Here is an 18,226-nt window from a genome sequence, read left to right as displayed (position 1 = left end):
ACCGGCGTGCGGCTCACGTCCGGGAAAAGGGAGCGGGGGCTCCCGGAGATGCGTATTGGGGAATGCCGTGACTATGTCCTGCTGTGTGAGCGCGGTCACCCTTCCGTTCATATAGTTCACAATCGGCCACGAGGCAGACTGACGGCATGCGCTTCTCCGTCCCCGGTCCCCGCAGCCTGGCGGGCCAGCTCTTCGCCATGCAGGCCGTCCTGATAGCGGTCGTCGTGGCCGGATACGCGCTGTTCACCTATGTCAGCGACCGCAGCCAGGCCGAGGAGGCCGCGAGGCGCCAGGCCAGGGCGGTGGCGCGGTCCGTCGCCGACTCCCCCTCGGTGCTTCAGGCGGCCCGCACCCCCGACCCGACCGCCGAGCTCCAGCCGTACGCGCTGAAGGTCATGCGGGACACCGAGGTCGACTTCATAACGATCATGGATCCGCGGGGCATCCGCTGGACGCACCCCGACCCGGACCAGATCGGCCAGCCCTTCCAGGGCCACACCGAGAAGGCCCTGCGGGACCCGACCTTCACCGAGACCTACACCGGCACGCTCGGCCCCTCGGTCCGCGCGGTCACCCCGATCCAGGACGGCAAGAAGATCGTGGGCCTGGTCAGCGCGGGCATCCGGGTCGAGGAGATCACCCAGCGGGTGCAGGACCAGCTCACGGCCCTGCTCGGCGTCGCGGCCGGCGCGCTGGCCCTGGGCGCCGTCGGCACCTACGTCATCAACGCCCGGCTGCGCCGCCACACCCACGGCATGAACGCGGCCGAGCTCAGCCGGATGCACGACTACCACCAAGCCGCCCTGCACGCCGTACGCGAGGGGCTGCTGATGCTGGACGGGCAGTACCGTGTGGCGCTGATCAACGACGGAGGGCGGGAGCTGCTCGGCGTGGCCGGGGACGTGGTGGGCAGGTCGGTGGCGGAGCTGGGGCTGCCCGCCCCGCTGACGGGTGCGCTGCTGGCGTCGGAGCCGCAGGTGGACGAGGTGCATCTGACGGCTTCGCGGGTACTGGTGATCAACACCTCGCCGGTGTCGGGCGGTGAGCGGCGCGGTACGGTCGTCACCCTGCGCGATGTCACCGAACTCCAGTCCCTGATGGGCGAGTTGGACTCCGAGCGGGGCTTCACGCAGGCGCTGCGCTCGCAGGCGCACGAGGCGGCGAACCGGCTGCACACGGTCGTCTCGCTGATCGAGCTGGGCCGGGCGGAGGCGGCGGTGGAGTTCGCGACGGCCGAGCTGGAGCTGGCGCAGGCGTTGACCGACCAGGTCGTGGCGGCGGTGAGCGAGCCGGTGCTGGCGGCACTGCTGCTGGGCAAGACGGCCCAGGCGAACGAGCGGGGCGTGGAGCTGATGGTGTCGGAGGACAGCAGACTGGACGACGGACTGCTGCCGGAGTCCCTCCCGTCGCGGGACTTGGTGACCATCCTGGGCAACCTGATCGACAACGCCGTGGACGCGGCGCTGGGCAGCGTGCGGGCGCGGGTGACGGTGGCGGCCTACACCCAGGACACCGAGGACCCCGAGGCCGTCGAGGCCCTCGATGGCGCCCCGGAGCTGGTGCTGCGGGTCTCGGACACCGGCCCGGGCGTGAGTCCGGAGCACGCCGAGGCCGTCTTCCAGCGGGGCTTCTCGACCAAGCCGGCGGGTCCGGGCGGCCGGGGGCTGGGGCTGGCCCTGGTACGGCAGGCGGTACAGCGGCACGAGGGGACGCTGTCGGTGTCGGAGGCCGACGGCGGCGGGGCACAGTTCGAGGTCCGGCTGCCGCTGCGGGAGTCGGGGGCGGTGGCCGAGGGCGTGACATCCAGGACCTCGGTGTCCAGAGGCGCTGGAGGCAACGCATGACGAGCGACACCACCCCCGAGAGGGCCATCCGCGTCCTGGTCGTCGAGGACGACCCGGTCGCCGCCGACGCACACGTGCTGTACGTCGGCCGGGTCCCGGGCTTCGTCGCCGTGGGCAAGGCGCACACGGGCGCGGAGGCGCGCCGGGCCCTGGAGCGCACGCCCGTCGACCTGCTCCTGCTCGACCTGCACCTGCCGGACGTGCACGGGCTGCAACTGGCGCGGTCCCTGCGGGCGGCCGGACACCACGCGGACGTGATCGCGGTGACGTCGGCGCGCGACCTGGCGGTCGTGCGCGAGGGCGTCTCCCTCGGCGTCGTGCAGTACGTCCTGAAGCCGTTCACCTTCGCGACCCTGCGGGACCGCCTCGTGCGGTACGCCGAGTTCCATGCCGCGGTGGGCGAGGCGAGCGGCCAGGACGAGGTCGACCGGGCGCTGGCGGCCCTGCGCGCCCCGGGCCCGGCGGCCCTGCCGAAGGGGCTGAGCGCGCCGACGCTGGAGCGGGTGACGGTGGCCCTGCGCGACAGCGCGGAGGGCCTGACGGCCGCCGGTGTGGCGGAGACCGTGGGCATCTCCCGCATCACGGCCCGCCGTTATCTGGAACACCTGGTGGACGCGGGCCGCGCGGCCCGCCGCCCGCAGTACGGCACGGTGGGACGCCCGGAGTTGCAGTACCGCTGGGTCACGGGCTAGTGACGCCTCGTCAGCTACCCCCGGCCACCATCGAACCGGCGCACACGCATTGACCTGACTAGACCACTCAACTTAGGTTCACCACGCAGCCGTCCCGGCCACAACGAAGTGCGTCCGTAGGAGGTTCGTGCCGTGCGCCCCACCGCCGCTTTCACACCTCTCCTCGCCCTGGTCCTCGCCGCGACCGCGCTCACCGCCTGCGGTGGCGGTTCCGGCAGCGACCCCGACACCGTGAAGGTCTCCTTCAAACAGTCCACGGACAACTCCATCAAGGTGATGGACACCTATCTCGCGGACATCAAGAAGCAGTTCGAGAAGGCCCACCCCGGCAAGAAGGTCGAGCTCGTCCCGATCAAGGCCCCGGACTCGGAGTACTACACCAAGCTCCAGCAGATGCTCCGCTCCCCCAAGACCGCCCCCGACCTGGTCTACGAGGACACGTTCCTCATCAACTCGGACATCACCAGCGGCTACCTCAAGCCCCTCGACCCCTACCTCGCCAAGTGGCCGGACTGGAACCGGTTCATCGACACGGCGAAGGCGGCGGCCAAGGGCGAGGACGGCAAGACGTACGGCGTCCCCGACGGCACCGACACCCGCGGACTCTGGTTCGACAAGGGCGTCTTCGCCAAGGCCGGCCTCCCCGCCGACTGGCAGCCGAAGACCTGGCAGGACGTCCTGACCGCGGCCCGCACCATCAAGCAGAAGGTCCCGGGCGTCATCCCGCTCAACGTCTACACGGGCAAGCCGGTCGGCGAGGCCGCCACCATGCAGACCTTCGAGATGCTGCTCTACGGCACGAACGACGGCCGCACGGACCCGCTGTACGACAAGAAGGCGAAGAAGTGGATCGCCGGCGGCGAGGGCTTCGAGGACGCCCTCGCCTTCGTCGAGACGGTCTACAAGGAGAAGCTGGGCCCGGACGTCTCCGACGCGCTCGACCCGAACGTCATGACCCGGGTGCGCGGCGAGTGGCTTCCGAAGGGCAAGCTCGGCATCGCCCTCGACGGCTCCTGGCTGCCGCAGGACTGGCTGCCCGGCAGCGGCCACGAGTGGCCCGAGTGGTCACAGAAACTCGGCCTCGCCGCCATGCCCACGCAAGCCGGCCAGGCGCCCGGCAAGGTGAGCATGTCCGGCGGCTGGACCTGGTCGATCCCGGCCAAGGCCGGCAACCCGGACCTGGCCTTCGAGTTCATCAAGACGATGCAGACCAAGGCCAACGCGCAGAAGTGGTACGTCGCCAACTCCGGCATCGCGGTCCGCGAGGACGTGGCGAAGGACCCCGGGTACGCCACCGCCCAGCCCGGCATCAAGTTCTTCACCGACCTGGTGCGACACACCCACTACCGCCCCGCCTACCCGGCCTATCCCAAGGTCTCCACGGCCATTCAGGAGGCCATGGAGGGCGTGACGACGGGTGACATGTCGGTGGACGAGGCGGCGGCCGACTACGTGGACGCTCTGAAGGACGCCACGGACAACCAGGTCGTCGAGCGGTAGGCGACGGTACGCCCGGATGACCACCACGGCACCGCACACCGACCTCGGAAAGACGCCCGGCCCCACGGCTCCCCGCCGCCCCCGGCGGGGCCCGGGCGCGCTGGTCCGAGCCCTCCCCCTCACTCCGGCCGTCGTCCTCCTGCTCCTCTTCCTCGCCGGCCCGATCGCCTACTGCGTCTCCATCGCCTTCACCGACCTCCAGCTCACCGGCCAGGCCGAGGACTCGTTCGTCGGCTTCGAGAACTTCACCCGGGCCTTCGGGGACGAGGCGTTCCTCAACGCCGTATGGCTGACCCTGGTGTTCACGGTCTTGTCGTCCCTCATCGGGCAGAACACGCTCGGCCTCGCCCTGGCGGCGCTGATGCGGCGCGCGTCGAAACCGGTCCGCACGCTCACCGGCGGCATCGTGGTCACGGCCTGGGTGCTGCCGGAGGTGGTGGCCGGCTTCCTCCTCTACGCCTTCTTCCGCCGCGAGGGCACCTTGAACGCCATCCTGGACTGGCTCCACCTGCCCTCCCAGAACTGGCTGTTCACGCTGCCCATCCTGGCGGTGTCCTTCGCCAACGTCTGGCGTGGCACGGCCTTCTCGATGCTGGTCTACTCGGCCGCGCTGAACGAGATCCCCCAGGAGATCACCGAGGCCGCCGAGGTGGACGGGGCCGGCGGCCGGCGCCGCATGTGGCACATCACCCTGCCCATGATCCGCCGCTCCATCGCCACGAACCTGATGCTCAACACCCTGCAGACCCTCTCGGTCTTCGGACTGATCTGGGTGATGACGAGAGGCGGCCCGGGCGGCAAGAGCCAGACCCTGCCCCTCTTCATGTACGAACAGGCCTTCCAGAACAGCCTGATCGGCTACGGCACGGCGGTTGCCCTGCTCCTCCTCCTGGTCGGCTCCCTCTTCTCCCTCGTCTATCTGCGCCTGCTGCGGACGGAGGTCTGACCCGCATGGCCCTCACCCTCGCCTCCCGCCGCACGACCCGCCGCCTCGCCGCGGACGCGGGCCTCCTGGTGGTCGCCGCGGCTTTCGTACTGCCCCTGGCGTGGGTGGTCCTGTCCTCCCTGGACCCTCACGCCGACCTCCGGGTCAAGGCACCCGACGGCCTCACCCTGGACAACTTCGACGCGATCCTGACCCCCGAGATCACCTTCACGCCCCTGCTCAACAGCCTGATCCTGTGCGGCAGCGCGACACTGCTGACGGTGGTCTGCGCGGCCCTGGCGGCCTACCCGCTCTCCCGCTTCCGCTCCCGCTTCAACCGCCCGTTCCTGCTGACGATCCTCTTCGCGACGAGCCTGCCCATCACGGCGATCATGGTCCCGGTCTACGCGCTCTTCGTCCGAGTGGACCTGATCGACACCATGCACGGCACGATCTTCTTCTTCGCCGCGTCCCAACTGCCGTTCGCCATCTGGCTGACGAAGAACTTCATGGACGGCGTACCGAAGGAACTGGAGGAGGCCGCCTGGACCGACGGGGCGTCGTCCCTCCAGTCCCTGATCCGGATCGTGCTGCCCCTGATGGGCCCGGGCGTGGCCGTCGTGACGGTCTTCTCCTTCGTCATGATGTGGGGCAACTTCTTCGTCCCCTTCATGCTCCTGCTCACGCCCGACCAGATGCCGGCGTCCGTCAGCATCAACGACTTCTTCGGGAACCGGGGGATGGTGGCGTACGGGCAGTTGGCGGCGTTCTCGATCGTCTACTCGACGCCGGTGATCCTCTTGTACGTCCTGATCGCAAGGCGGTTGGGAGGGGGCTTCGCACTGGGAGGTGCGGTCAAGGGCTGAACCACGTTGGCGCTGAGRCCGGGTGGGTCCGCAGCCCGGCGGAGCGGGGTGCCGCTGCGCCCACCCTCCCCCAAGCTCTCGACTTCGCTCGAGCAGGGGGACCGCCATCGCCCCAGCGGCACGACTGCCCGCAGCTAAGCGTGCGTGCAGCAGCTAAGCGGACCCGCGGCCCTTGTCGACCAGGAGGCGCGAGCCCGCTCGGCGTTCGCCGAAGACGTCGCCCGGGTTGGAGAGGACGCAGGTGTCGAGAGAGAGGCAGCCGCAGCCGATGCAGTCGGTGAGGTGGTCGCGGAGGCGGTTCAGCTGCTTGATGCGTTCGTCCAGCTCCGAGCGCCAGGCCTCCGAGAGACGCGCCCAGTCCTCCCGGGTCGGCGTCCGCTCCTCGGGAAGCTCCGCCAGCGCCTCGCGGATCGTCGCCAGCGGGATGCCGACCCGTTGCGCGGCCCGGATGAAGGCGACCCGGCGCAGCGTGTCACGCGTGTAGCGGCGCTGGTTGCCCGCGGTGCGGCGGCTGCTGATCAGGCCCTTGGACTCGTAGAAGTGCAGGGCGGAGACGGCGGCCCCGCTGCGCGCCGACAGCTGGCCGACCGTGAGCTCGTGGATCTTCTCTGAAATCTGGGGCACCCCTCGAACCCTACCGATCGGCTCTACCGAGTCCGTTGACACGGCCCCCGCAGCCGACCATGCTAAGCAGTCGCTTAGAGATACGAGCGCACGCAGACTTCCTGACGCGAGAGGCCGGGACATGGCAGAGCCGAGGATCTTCACGTCCGTCGACGACCTGAAGTCGGCGGTGGGCGAGCAACTGGGGTACACCGACTGGCTCGACATCGACCAGAAGCGGATCGACCTCTTCGCGGAGGCCACCGGCGACCACCAGTGGATCCACGTCGACCCGGAGAAGGCCGCGGCGGGCCCCTTCGGCACCACCATCGCCCACGGCTATCTCACGCTGTCGCTGCTGCCCCTCTTCGGACCGCAGCTGATCTCCGTCGAGGGCGTGAAGATGGGCGTCAACTACGGGACGAACAAGGTCCGTTTCCCCTCCCCCGTCCCCGTCGGCTCCAGGCTGCGCGCCACCGCGACCATCAGCGCCGTCGACGACGTGCCGGGCGGCGTCCAGGTGACCGTCGCCTTCACCGTGGAGCGGGAGGGCGGCGACAAGCCGGTGTGCGTCGCCGAGTCCGTCTCCCGCTACTTCCTCTGACCCCGGCGGGTCACTTCGCCCCGACCCCCACCATCCGCAGCACGAGGTCGGCGTACAGCGCGCCGACCTCGTCCGGCGTCCACGGCCCGTTGACGTTGAACCAGCGGGCCACGTCGATGCAGAGCGAGAGAACGGCCAGGGTCGTGCCCTTCACGTCCAGCACGTCGAACTCGCCGGCCGCCACGCCGTCCTCGATGATCGCCCGCACCTCGGCGTCGCACTGCCGTCGCAGCGCGAGGATCTCGTCACGGGCGTCCGGACCGAGCGAGTCCAGCTCGTACTGGACGACCCGGGCGGTGGTGCGTCCACCGGCGTGCCAGCGGACGAAGGAGCTGACCGCGCCGGCCAGGCGCTCGCGGGCGGTGCCCTCCTGCCGGGCCGCCGTCCGCAGGATCTCCAGGGCCTTCTCGTGCCCGATCCTGCTGATGCGGTGCAGCAGCTCTTCCTTGGTCTTGTAGTGGATGTAGAGCGCGGCCGGGCTCATTCCGGCGCGACCCGCGATGTCCCGGGTCGTCGTGGCGTGGTACCCGCGCTCGGCGAAGGCCTCCACCGCGGCGATCAGCAGCCGTCGCGCCGCGTCGGGCGTGACCTCGCCCCACGCCTGCGCCTCGCCGCCGGCCGTCTCCTCCGCCGTACTCATCACTCGCCCCTCTCCACCGACAGGGCCACCACCATACCGCCGAAGGTGAGCGGGCGCTTAGTGCGGCAGCTCAGTGCTTCTCGAAGGGGGCGTACGTGGGCGCCGGCCCCTGCGCCGGCCCCTCCTGCCGGTCCCGGATCACCTTGGCGAGAGTGAAGGAGGAGGTGACCAGGTACAGGACGGCGATGGCGAGGAAGCCGCGCACCCAGGCGTCGGCGCTCAGCTGGTAGATGCCGATGGCGGTGGCCGCCATGGCGACGGCGAAGGAGGCGACGGCCTGGCCGTAGAAGGCGGCCGTGTTCTGCTGCTTGCTGCCCGGTGTGTCGCTCATGGGGCAAGCTTCGGCGAACGTGGCCCGCGCCACATCCGCCGAAGTACTCAGAGGCGTACTCAGAACGCCGAAACCCCCGTCAGCGCACGCCCGATGACCAGCTTCTGGATCTGGCTCGTGCCCTCGTAGAGGGTCATCACGCGGGCGTCCCGCAGCAGCTTGCCCGCGGGGTACTCGTCGATGTAGCCGTAGCCACCGAAGACCTGGAGCGCGTTGTTGGCCGCGCGGACCGCCGCCTCCGAGGCGAACAGCTTGGCCTTGGACGACTCGACGGCGAACGGCCGGCCCCGGTCGATCAGATCGGCGACCCGCCACGTCAGCAGCCGGGCGGCGTCGACGTCCACGGCGATGTCGCTGATCAGCTCCTGGATGAGCTGGTGCTGAGCGATACTCTTCCCGAACTGCTCGCGCTCGCCCGCGTACCGCACGGCCGCGTCCAGCGCGGCCTGGGCTATGCCGACGCAGCCCGCGGCGACCGACATACGGCCCTTGGCGAGGGCGGACATGGCGATCGAGAAGCCCTTGCCCTCCTCCCCCAGCAGCGCCGAGGCGGGCACCCGCACGTCCTCCAGCACGATCTCGGCCGTGGCCTGGCCGCGCAGCCCCAGCTTCCCGTGGATCGTGCGGCGCGTCAGGCCGGGCATGTCCGTGGGGACCAGGAAGGCGGAGACGCCCTTGTGGCCGGGGGCGTCCGTGGAGCGGGCGAAGAGCAGGACGACGTCGGCCCAGGTGCCGTTGGTGATGAACATCTTGGTGCCGTTGATGACGTAGTCGCCGCCGTCCCGCACCGCCCGCGTCGCGAGGTTGCCCGCGTCCGAGCCCGTGCCCGGCTCGGTGAGGCCGAAGCAGCCGACCGACTCGCCGGACGTGAGCCCCGGCAGCCAGCGCCGCTTCTGCTCCTCGCTCCCCCACGCGGCGAGGGTCTTCGCGACGAGCCCCAGCGAGACGGAGACGATCCCGCGCACGGACGAGTCGCCCCGGCCGAGTTCCTCCGTGACCAGGCAGTACGCGAGGTGGTCGCCGCCGGAGCCGCCGTACTCCTCGTCGACCGTCAGCCCCAGGAAGCCGACCTCGCCGAGCTTCTTGACGATCGCGCGGTCGACTTCCTCGGCGCGGTCCCAGGCGACGGCGTTCGGGACGATCTCGCGCTCGACGAAGTCCCGGGCGAGCTGCCGTACGGCGGTCTGCTCCTCGCTGAGCTCCAGGTTCACCACAGGTCACTCCACTTGAAAGCCGCATACGCTTGAAAGCCGTACATTTAAATTAGCACTGCTAGTTTCGATCGCCAGCCCTACTATGTGCGCCATGGCCCGACCGCGCAAGCCCTTGCTCAGCACCGACCGGATCGTCGAGACGGCCCGCGCGCTCGTGGACGCGGAGGGCCTCGCGGCCGTCTCCACCCGCCGGCTCGCCGCCGAACTCGGGGTCAGCGGGCCCTCGCTCTACAACCACTTCCGCACCAAGGACGAGATCCTGGAGGCGGTCGCCGACTCGGTGAGCGGCCAGGTGGACCTGACGATGTTCCAGGACGGCCGGGACTGGCGGACGGCGCTGCACGACTGGGCCGTCTCCTACCGGGCCGCGCTGCGCGACCATCCGAACATCGTCCCGGTGCTGGCCCGCGGCCCCGGCCGCCGCCCGGCGGGGCTGCGCCTCGCCGACGCCGTCTACGGCGCGATGGTCGAGGCGGGCTGGCCCCCGGCGCAGGCCACCTCCATCGGCGCGCTGATGCGCTACTTCGTGATGGGCTCCGCGCTCGGCTCCTTCGCCGGGGGCTTCGTGAACGACGCGAGCGCCTACGACCCCGCCGACTACCCCCATCTCCAGCAGGCCCACCTCCTCGCCGAGCAGCAGGAGAAGATCGACGAGCGGGCCTTCGAGACCGGGCTGACGGCCCTGCTGGACGGGCTGGCACGGCAGTACGAGCAGGTGCGGCGGGGCGCGTAGCACGGCCGCCGCGGCGGCGTTCGGCGACCGGGCGACCGGGCGACCGGGCGACCGGCTGGGAGTGCCCGCAGCCATCGCGGCGGGACACTTCGGCGGCGGCCGAAGCGTCAGTGTTCCATGCTGAGGGCATGACGACGAGAGACCCGCAGGCCACGGCCCTGGCCCGGCTCGCCGCGCTGTTCGCGGACGAGACCCGGGCCGCGTGCCTGCTGGCGCTGCTCGACGGGCGGGCCTGGACCGCGAGTGAGCTGGCGCGGCACGCGGGTGTCGCCGCGTCGACGCTGAGCGAGCACCTGGGCAGGCTCGTCGCGGGCGGGCTGCTCGCCGAGGAGCGGCAGGGCCGGCACCGGTACGTCCGGCTGGCCGACGCGCGGGTCGCGCAGCTCGTGGAGGACCTGGCGGCGCAGGTCGCGCCGGGTAGGGCCGTACGGCCGCGGAACCTGCGGGAGTCGAGCGCCGGTGCGGCCATGGCCCGGGGCCGCACCTGCTACGACCATCTCGCCGGGCGGCTCGGCACCGCGGTCACGGACGCGCTGACGGCGCGCGGGCTGCTGCAACAGGAGACCGGGTTCGCGCTGACCGGCGCCGGGCTGGCGTGGTTCGAGTCGGCCGGTATCGGCCTCGACCGGCGTGGCAGGCGTCCCCTGGCCCGGGCCTGTCTCGACTGGACCGAACGCCGGCCCCATCTCGCGGGCGTCGCGGGCGCTGCCCTGTGCCGACACGCCCTGGAGAAGGAGTGGTGCGTGCGTATCGGCTCCGAGCGAGCCGTGAAGGTGACGGCGGCCGGTGAACGGGCCTTGTTCGATCTGCTGGGTGTGGAGGCCGCCGCATTGCGCCTGACCCCTGGTCTCACCGAACAGGCCCACCACCCGATGGGCCGCTGAAGCCCCGTCCGAAATTCGCGAGCGTCCGTTCCCCCTCCCCTCCTAGCCTCGGGATCATGATGAACAACTCCCCGTCCCGTCCCGCCCGCCGCGCGGAGCTGCTGGCCGCCGCGGCGGCCACGGTGACCGTCGTGCTGTGGGCCTCCGCCTTCGTCTCGATCCGCAGCGCCGGGGAGACGTACTCGCCGGGCGCGCTGGCGCTCGGGCGGCTGCTGGCCGGGTCGCTGACGCTGGGGGTGATCTGTCTGCTGCGGCGGGAGGGGTGGCCGCCGCGCTCGGCCTGGCGCGGGATCGCCATATCGGGCCTGCTGTGGTTCGGCGTCTACATGGTCGTCCTCAACTGGGGTGAGCAGCAGGTCGACGCGGGTACGGCCGCGCTGGTCGTGAACACCGGGCCGATACTCATCGCGCTGCTGGGCGCCCGGCTGCTCGGTGATCCGATGCCGCCGCGGCTGCTGGCGGGGATGGCGGTGTCGTTCGCCGGTGCGGTGACCGTGGGTCTGTCGATGTCCGGCGAGGGCGGTTCCTCGGTGCTCGGGGTGGTGCTGTGTCTGCTGGCGGCGGTCACGTACGCCGCCGGTGTCGTCGCGCAGAAGCCGGCGCTGGGCACGGCCAGTCCGTTGCAGGTGACGACGTTCGGCTGCCTGATCGGCGCGGTGGTCTGCCTGCCGTTCGCCGGGCAGCTCGTCCAGGAGGCCGCCGAGGCGCCGGCCTCCGCGACGCTCAACATGGTGTACCTGGGCGTCTTCCCGACCGCCCTCGCCTTCACGACGTGGGCGTACGCGCTGTCCCGGACGACCGCGAGCCGGATGGGCGCGACGACGTACGCGGCGCCCGCGCTGGTCGTCCTGATGTCCTGGCTGTTCCTCGGCGAGGTGCCGGGGCTGCTCACCCTGGTCGGCGGTGCGCTGTGCCTGGCGGGTGTCGCGGTGTCCCGGTCGCGGGCGCGTTCGCGGGCGGCGGCTCGGGCCGGGGATCCGGGAGCGGTCGCGGAGCCCCGGCCCGAGCGGACTGCGGACTCAGCTCGCTGACTCGGCTTCCGCCTTGGCCTCGGGCGCGGCCTCCGGTTCCGCCGAACGCGCCCGGCCGGCAAGGACCTTGATCGACACGAGGGCGATCACCGAGAGCGCGATGATGTAGCCGGACACCGCCATCGAGGTGCCCGTCGCCTCCAGCAGCAGCACCATCACGAAGGGGGCGAGACCGCCGCCGGCGACGGCCGCGATCTGGTAGCCGAGGGAGGCGCCGGTGTAGCGCATCTCGGGCGTGAACAGCTCGGCGAACAGGGCGGCCTGGGGGCCGTACATGATGCTCAGGAAGCAGCTGGCGACGAAGGTGCCGACCGCGAGCCACAGCAGCGAGCCGGTGTCGATCAGCAGGAAGAGCGGTACGGCCCACAGCGCGATGCCGGCGGCCCCGAAGGCATAGATCCGGATACGCCCGATGCGGTCGGAGAGGGCGGCGGCGGCCGGGATCAGCACGAGCTGGGTGAGGCTGACGCAGAGCGAGACCGTGAGCACCGGGCCCTTCTCCATGTCCAGCTCGCGGGTCGTGTAGTCGAGGACGCCGGTGATGAGGATGTAGAAGGTCGCGGTGTTCACGGCGAAGGAGCCGCCGGCGAGGAGCACCGTGCCGAGGTGGCCGCGCAGGATCGTGCGCAGCGGCGAGCTCTGCTCGGTCTTCTCCTGCTCCGCGAGGGCGCGTTCGGCCTCCCGGAACGCCGGGGTCTCCTCGACGCGGGTGTGGATGTACCAGGCGAGGCCGAGCACGAGCAGGCCGACCAGGAACGGCACGCGCCAGCCCCAGGCCGCGAACGCCGAGTCGGTGGTGAGCGCGCCGGCGGCCAGGAAGACCGTGTTGGCGGTCACCACGCCGATGGGGACGCCGAGCTGGACGACACTGCCGTAGACGCCGCGCTTGCCCTCCGGGGCGTACTCGGTGGCCAGGAGCATCGCGCCGCCCCACTGGGCGCCGACGGCGACGCCCTGTGCGACGCGGAGCAGGACGAGCAGGATCGGGGCGGCGACGCCGATCGTGTCGTACGTCGGCAGCAGGCCGATGCCGGTGGTGGCCACGCCCATCAGCGTGAGCGCGAGGACCAGCATCGGCTTGCGGCCGCGCTTGTCGCCGAGGTGGCCGGCGACGATGCCGCCGAGGGGACGGGCGAGGAAGCCGACGGCGAACGTGGCGAAGGAGGCCATCACGCCGGCGGTGGGGCTGCCGGCGGGGAAGTAGAGGTCGCCGAGGATGAGGGCGGCGGCGATGCCGAAGACGAAGTAGTCGTACCACTCGACGGCCGAGGCGAGGGCCGCGGCGGTGGCTACGCGGCGGCGGTTGCCCACGGCGGGCGCGGTGGAGGTGGGCGGCTGAGCGGAAGGGGCCGTGTCCATGTGGTGCACGCTCCGGTGGGTGCGGGGACGGAACGGGGGGTGGCTCGGGTTCCGGGGAACGTACTGACCGGACGGTATGGGCGTCAACGGGTCGTGCACCAGGAGTTTTGCCTGTACGCGCCACTGATCACCGGTCCGGGCACGCCTCGGACCCCGGCCTCGCGGGGAGACCGGGGTGCCGGGCTGCCGGGCTGCCGGGCTGCCGGGCTGCCGGGCTGCCGGGCTGCCGGGCTGCCGGGCTGCCGGGCTGCCGGGCTGCCGGGGGAAACGGTCTAGAAGACGACCAGTGCCCGGCCGCCCTTGCCCGCCAGCATGTTCTCGAAGGCCGCCGGGATGCCGTCCAGGGAGATGCGTTCGGTCACCAGGGCGGTCAGGTCCAGACGGCCCGCCCGGACGTGATCGGCGAGTACCGGGAGGTCCTCCGCGGGGTTGGAGTTGCCGTAGACGCAGCCGGTCAGGGTGCGGCCCCAGTGGAAGATCTCCAGGGCGTTGAAGGTGACCTGCTGGTCCTTGCCGCCGATGCCGACGACCGTGGTGCGGCCGCCGCGGCGGGTGGAGTCCCAGGCCGTACGGATGGAGACCGCGCGCCCCGCACACTCGACGGCGACGTCGACGCCCTGCTTGCCGGTGAGGGCGCGGATCTCGCGGGCGGTGTTCTCGGAGGCGAGGACGTAGTCGGTGGCGCCGGCCGTCCGGGCCAGCTCCTCCTTCTCGGCGGACACGTCCACCGCGACGATCTTCGATGCGCCCGCGATCCGGGCGGCCTGGAGGGCGGCGAGCCCCACTCCCCCGACGCCGAACACCGCGACCGTCTCGCCCTGCCGGACGCGGGCCGAGTGGTGGACGGCGCCGTAGCCGGTGAGGACGGCGCAGCCGAGGAGGGCCGCGTCGGTGAGCGGGACGCCGTCCGGGACGGGCAGGACGCAGGCCGCGGACACCACCGTCTCCTCGGCGAACGCGGCGACGTTCAGGCCGGGGTGGAGGTCGGTGCCCTCGGTGGTGCGGGCGTAGACGTCGGCGGCGCCGTTGAGGGCGTTGGCGCACAGCCAGACCTCGCCGAGCGAGCAGGCGTGACAGGTGCCGCAGGACGGGGCCCAGTTGAGGACGACCCCGTCGCCGGGCGCGACGTGACCGACGCCCTCGCCGACGGCGACGACGGTGCCGGCGCCCTCGTGTCCGAGGACGGCCGGGACCGGGACGCGCATGGTGCCGTTGGACAGGGACAGGTCGGAGTGGCAGACCCCGGCGGCGGCGAGCCGGACGCGGACCTGGCCGGGTCCGGGGTCCGGCAGGTCGATGCCGGTGATCTCCAGCGGGGAACCGACGGCGGGCAGGACGGCGGCGCGGACAGCCATGACGGAAGGGACTCCCCTGGGGCTAGGGCCTGTCGTTTGGATCAGGCCGCAGGAAACTGACAGTGCTGGTCGATGCCGGTGAGCGGGGTCTGGTGCGTGCAGCTGCAAGGCGGAGGAGGGCGTCGACGCGATGGGGTCCCCCCTGCTCGAACGAAGTCGAGAGCTTGGGGGAGTCGGCAACCGACGACAACGCGGCGGATGTGCGTGCCAGACCCCGCGTCTGCGGCGTGATCCAAACGACAGGCCCTAGAACTGGAGGGACTTGGTCTGGAGGTACTCGGCCAGGCCGTGCACGCCGAGTTCGCGGCCCACGCCCGACTGCTTGTAACCGCCGAAGGGCGCGAGGGGGTTGAAGCGGCCGCCGTTGATGTCGACCTGGCCGGTCTCCATCCGGCGGGCGAACGCCACCGCCTCGGTCTCGTCCCCGGCCCAGACGGCGCCGGCCAGGCCGTAGACCGTGCCGTTGGCGATCCGGAGGGCGTCCTCCTCGTCGTCGTAGCGGAGGATCGACAGGACGGGGCCGAAGATCTCCTCCCGCGCGATGGTCATGTCCGGGGTGACGTCGGCGAAGACGGTCGGGGAGACGAAGTAGCCCTTCTCGCGCGGAGCTTCGGGGCCGCCGGCGACCAGGCGGGCGCCCTCCTCGACGCCCTTCTCGATGTAGCCACGCACCCGCGCCTGCTGCCTGGCGTTGACGACGGGGCCGATGCGCTCGCCGTACTTGGCTGCGGCGGTGGCGGCGAGCTCGACCGCCTCGTCGTACTGGTCGCGGTGGACGAGCATGCGGGTCCAGGCGCTGCACGTCTGCCCGGAGTTGGACATGACGTTGGCGACGCCGACGTTGACCGCCTTGGCGAGGTCGGCGGTCGGGAGGATGACGTTGGCGGACTTGCCGCCGAGTTCCAGGGCGACCTTCTTGACCTGCCCGGCGGCGACGGCGGCGATGTGCCGGCCGACGGCGGTGGAGCCGGTGAAGGAGACCAGGTCCACGCCGGGGTGCTCGGCGAGGGCCTGGCCGGCGACCGGGCCGAGGCCGGTGACCAGATTGAAGACACCCGCCGGGATTCCGGCCTCGTGCACGGCCTCCGCGAACAGGCGGGCGACCAGCGGGGTGTCCTCGGCGGGCTTCACGACGATCGTGCAGCCCGCCGCGAGGGCCGGGGCGACCTTGGCGACGATCTGGTGCAGCGGGTAGTTCCAGGGCGTGATCGCGGCCACGACACCGATCGGCTCCTGGTACACGACCGAGTTGCCGGTCTTCTCCTCGAAGGCGTACGTGGCCGCCAGCTCGGCGTAGGAGCCCGCGACCGCGATCGGCACGGCCGCGTGGACGGCCTGCGAGAACTTCAGGGGCGAGCCGAGTTCGGCCGTCACGGTCTCGGCGATCTCGTCCGCGCGGGCCACGAGCACGTCCCGCAGGGCGGTCAGGCGCGCGGCGCGCTCGGCGGGCGGGGTCGTGGCCCACCCCGGCAGGGCGGCGCGTGCGGCCCGTACGGCGGTGTCGACGTCCTCCGCGGTGCCGGCCGGGACGGTGCCGATGACCTGCTCGTCGACCGGGTTCACGACCTCGATCACGTCCTGGCCGGCGGCGGGGCGCCAGGCGCCCCCGATGTACATGCCGTCGTGTGCCTTCATCGCGCATTCCTCCGGGGCGGGGCGTCGTCGTCCGGCACATAAACTAGCGACGATAGTTTTCCGGCGCCAGATGTCCCGGTGATCCCGTGATCCCGGTCATCACAGCACGGAGCGGGCCCCGCCCGGGTGTGCGGCTCCTCACTCCTCCAGATCGGGCAGGCGTGCCGGGTGCGGGCAGATGCGGTCGCCGTGCTGGTCGAAGACGAAGAGGTGGGCGAGGTCGACGAGGAGCGGCACCTGCATGCCGTGGCGGAGGGCCAGATCCGGGGTCGTGCGCACGATGAGATCGCCGGGCAGGCGGGGTTCGGCGGTCGCGGGGCGGGGATCGCCGTCCCCGGGGTGGTCCAGGGCCACGACGGGTCCCGCCCGGCCGGCTCCGGTCCGCTCTCGCAGACGGCCGATGACCGAGCCCTCGCGGCGGCGGCGCCGGACGGGGCGGCCCGGGCGCGGGCGCGGGGCCTCCAGTTCGGGGACGACGGCGGGGCTGGAGCCGGTGTTGAAGTGGACGAGGATCTCGTGCCCCTGGAACTCCACGTGCTCGACCAGTCCGGTGATCGGCACCTCGCCGGGGCGCGCCGCGGAGTGCTTGGCGATGCGGACGGCTTCCGAGCGCAGACCCACGATGACCTCGCGGCCCTGCTGGACGCGCAGCAACTGGTGATCCAGGGAGAGCGGCTCGGGCAGGCGCAGGAACTGCTTGCCCAGGCTGATGGTCATCGCGCCGTCCAGCGGGGCGCGCACCAGGCCGCGCAGGAGGTTGATGCGCGGGGTGCCGATGAAGGCGGCGACGAAGACGTTGCTGGGCAGCGCGTAGACGACACGCGGGCTGTCGACCTGCTGGAGCACGCCGCCGCGCAGCACGGCGACGCGGTCGCCGAGCGACATGGCCTCGGACTGGTCGTGGGTGACGTAGACCGTGGTGACGCCCAGCTCGCGGGTGAGCTGGGAGATCTCGGCCCGCAGGTGGGTGCGGAGCTTGGCGTCGAGGTTGGACAGCGGCTCGTCCATCAGGAAGGCGGAGGGGTGGCGGGCGATGGCCCGGCCCATGGCGACCCGCTGGCGTTCGCCGCCGGAGAGCTGGGCGGGCAGGCGGTCGAGGAGGTCCTCGATGCCCAGCATCCGGGCGGTGGCGGCCACGCGCGGCCCGGGGTCCGTGCCCGGGGCCTCGATGCGCAGCGGGAAACCGATGTTGGCGCGGCTGGTCATGTTCGGGTAGAGGGCGAAGTTCTGGAAGACCATCGCCATGTCCCGCCCGGACGGCGGCAGGTCGTTGGCGTACTGGCCGTCGAGCAGCAGCTCGCCCTCGTCGATCTCCTCCAGGCCGGCGATCATCCGGAGCACGGTCGACTTGCCGCAGCCGGACGGGCCGAGCAGCACGAGGAACTCGCCCGGCGTGATGTCCAGCGACAGCCGGTCCACCACGCGGGCGCCTCGTGTGTAGGCCTTGCTCACGTCGTGCAGGGAGATGGCGCGTGTCATGAGGTGCCCCCGAGGGGTCATCAGGGCGCTGGTGCTCCGCGGTCGGAAGCCCCGTGCGGGTCGTACGGGGCTGTGGGTCACGGAAGTTAACGGAATGTGTGCGGCCTGGGGAAGACACGGGGCGCGATCCGGGGTTCTGGTCCAGCTGGTGAGAAGGCGGACGGCCTGATTCGGCCACGGCCGGCCGGGGGCCGAGGGCCGGGGTCAGCGGATGCCGGTGAGATGGGCGAAGACCACGACGTTCCCGGAGTAGCCCTTCCTGCGGCTGGTCACCTGACTCTCTGTCACGCGACCGCCGAAACAGACGCACCTGCGCCCTACGACGCGTCAGATATCGCTCTTCCGGCGCAGCCGCACCCTCGGCCGGCGAGCCTCCCCCGTCCTTCCCCCTGCCTTCTCCGCACCTTCCCCTGCCTCCTCCGCACCTTCCCCTGCCTCGGCGCAGCCGCACCCTCGGCCGGCGAGCCTCCCCCGTCCTTCCCCCTGCCTTCTCCGCACCTTCCCCTGCCTCCTCCGCACCTTCCCCTGCCT

Annotated in this window: 17 protein-coding genes; 9 read left to right on the top strand and 8 right to left on the bottom strand. The window is 71.7% G+C overall.

Translation table 11 applies throughout. The annotated features are described in order from the left end of the window. Positions 1-146: 146 nt before the first annotated feature. The 5 genes from CA983_RS08510 to CA983_RS08490 all read left to right on the top strand — a co-directional run bounded on the left by CA983_RS08510 (position 147) and on the right by CA983_RS08490 (position 5,827). Entirely contained in the window at positions 147-1,844 is a 1,698-nt protein-coding gene (locus CA983_RS08510; protein WP_086600261.1) for a sensor histidine kinase, read from the top strand. Then, positions 1,841-2,536, top strand: coding sequence for a response regulator (locus CA983_RS08505; protein WP_086600260.1), 696 nt, complete (start codon positions 1,841-1,843; stop codon positions 2,534-2,536). The genes CA983_RS08510 and CA983_RS08505 overlap by 4 nt, the downstream gene beginning before the upstream one ends. A 132-nt stretch (positions 2,537-2,668) precedes the next feature. After that, on the top strand, positions 2,669-4,036 hold the full coding sequence (locus CA983_RS08500; RefSeq protein WP_086600259.1) for an extracellular solute-binding protein: 1,368 nt from the start codon (positions 2,669-2,671) through the stop codon (positions 4,034-4,036). Positions 4,037-4,052: 16 nt separating this feature from the next. Then, positions 4,053-4,982, top strand: a complete 930-nt coding sequence (locus CA983_RS08495) for a carbohydrate ABC transporter permease (protein WP_086600258.1) — start codon at positions 4,053-4,055, stop codon at positions 4,980-4,982. Between the two features lie 5 nt (positions 4,983-4,987). After that, positions 4,988-5,827: a carbohydrate ABC transporter permease gene (locus CA983_RS08490; RefSeq protein ID WP_086600257.1), complete on the top strand. Its 840-nt coding sequence runs from the start codon at positions 4,988-4,990 to the stop codon at positions 5,825-5,827. A 153-nt stretch (positions 5,828-5,980) separates the two neighbouring features. Here the strand turns inward: CA983_RS08490 and soxR are convergent, their stop codons facing one another. Continuing rightward, positions 5,981-6,451 carry a redox-sensitive transcriptional activator SoxR gene (soxR, locus tag CA983_RS08485; RefSeq protein WP_086600256.1) on the bottom strand — a complete coding sequence of 157 codons (471 nt, stop codon included), beginning with the start codon at positions 6,449-6,451 and terminating at the stop codon, positions 5,981-5,983. A gap of 121 nt (positions 6,452-6,572) precedes the next feature. On the opposite strand from soxR, the gene CA983_RS08480 reads away from it, so the two are divergent. After that, positions 6,573-7,034, top strand: coding sequence for a MaoC family dehydratase (locus CA983_RS08480; RefSeq protein WP_086600255.1), 462 nt, complete (start codon positions 6,573-6,575; stop codon positions 7,032-7,034). Positions 7,035-7,044: 10 nt separating this feature from the next. On the opposite strand, the gene CA983_RS08475 is transcribed toward CA983_RS08480, so the two are convergent. The 3 genes from CA983_RS08475 to CA983_RS08465 form a co-directional block, all read right to left on the bottom strand. Then, positions 7,045-7,674, bottom strand: coding sequence for a TetR/AcrR family transcriptional regulator (locus CA983_RS08475; RefSeq protein WP_086600254.1), 630 nt, complete (start codon positions 7,672-7,674; stop codon positions 7,045-7,047). Positions 7,675-7,744: 70 nt separating this feature from the next. Beyond that, positions 7,745-8,005 (bottom strand): YiaA/YiaB family inner membrane protein, encoded by a 261-nt coding sequence (locus CA983_RS08470; protein WP_086600253.1) that lies wholly within the window; start codon positions 8,003-8,005, stop codon positions 7,745-7,747. A gap of 59 nt (positions 8,006-8,064) precedes the next feature. Further along, positions 8,065-9,216: an acyl-CoA dehydrogenase family protein gene (locus tag CA983_RS08465; RefSeq protein WP_086600274.1), complete on the bottom strand. Its 1,152-nt coding sequence runs from the start codon at positions 9,214-9,216 to the stop codon at positions 8,065-8,067. Positions 9,217-9,310: 94 nt separating this feature from the next. On the opposite strand from CA983_RS08465, the gene CA983_RS08460 reads away from it, so the two are divergent. The 3 genes from CA983_RS08460 (at position 9,311) to CA983_RS08450 (ending at position 11,867) form a co-directional block, all read left to right on the top strand. Further along, entirely contained in the window at positions 9,311-9,952 is a 642-nt protein-coding gene (locus CA983_RS08460) for a TetR/AcrR family transcriptional regulator (protein ID WP_086600252.1), read from the top strand. A 128-nt stretch (positions 9,953-10,080) separates the two neighbouring features. Beyond that, a complete protein-coding gene (locus CA983_RS08455) occupies positions 10,081-10,836 on the top strand; it encodes an ArsR/SmtB family transcription factor (RefSeq protein WP_086600251.1) in 756 nt (251 codons plus the stop codon). Positions 10,837-10,895: 59 nt separating this feature from the next. Continuing rightward, a complete protein-coding gene (locus tag CA983_RS08450) occupies positions 10,896-11,867 on the top strand; it encodes a DMT family transporter (RefSeq protein ID WP_086600250.1) in 972 nt (323 codons plus the stop codon). On the opposite strand, the gene CA983_RS08445 is transcribed toward CA983_RS08450, so the two are convergent. From CA983_RS08445 to CA983_RS08430, 4 genes are all read right to left on the bottom strand, one after another. Next, positions 11,856-13,226, bottom strand: coding sequence for an MFS transporter (locus tag CA983_RS08445; RefSeq protein WP_086600249.1), 1,371 nt, complete (start codon positions 13,224-13,226; stop codon positions 11,856-11,858). The genes CA983_RS08450 and CA983_RS08445 overlap by 12 nt on opposite strands. A gap of 272 nt (positions 13,227-13,498) precedes the next feature. Continuing rightward, on the bottom strand, positions 13,499-14,581 hold the full coding sequence (locus CA983_RS08440) for a Zn-dependent alcohol dehydrogenase (protein WP_086600248.1): 1,083 nt from the start codon (positions 14,579-14,581) through the stop codon (positions 13,499-13,501). A gap of 246 nt (positions 14,582-14,827) precedes the next feature. Continuing rightward, entirely contained in the window at positions 14,828-16,216 is a 1,389-nt protein-coding gene (locus CA983_RS08435) for an aldehyde dehydrogenase family protein (RefSeq protein ID WP_086600247.1), read from the bottom strand. 138 nt (positions 16,217-16,354) lie between these two features. After that, positions 16,355-17,695, bottom strand: a complete 1,341-nt coding sequence (locus tag CA983_RS08430; protein WP_086600246.1) for an ABC transporter ATP-binding protein — start codon at positions 17,693-17,695, stop codon at positions 16,355-16,357. Between the last annotated feature and the right edge of the window lie 531 nt (positions 17,696-18,226).

It is taken from the genome of Streptomyces swartbergensis, from assembly GCF_002148965.1.
Lineage (GTDB): Bacteria > Actinomycetota > Actinomycetes > Streptomycetales > Streptomycetaceae > Streptomyces > Streptomyces swartbergensis.
This window is presented reverse-complemented; position numbering and strand designations above follow the sequence as displayed.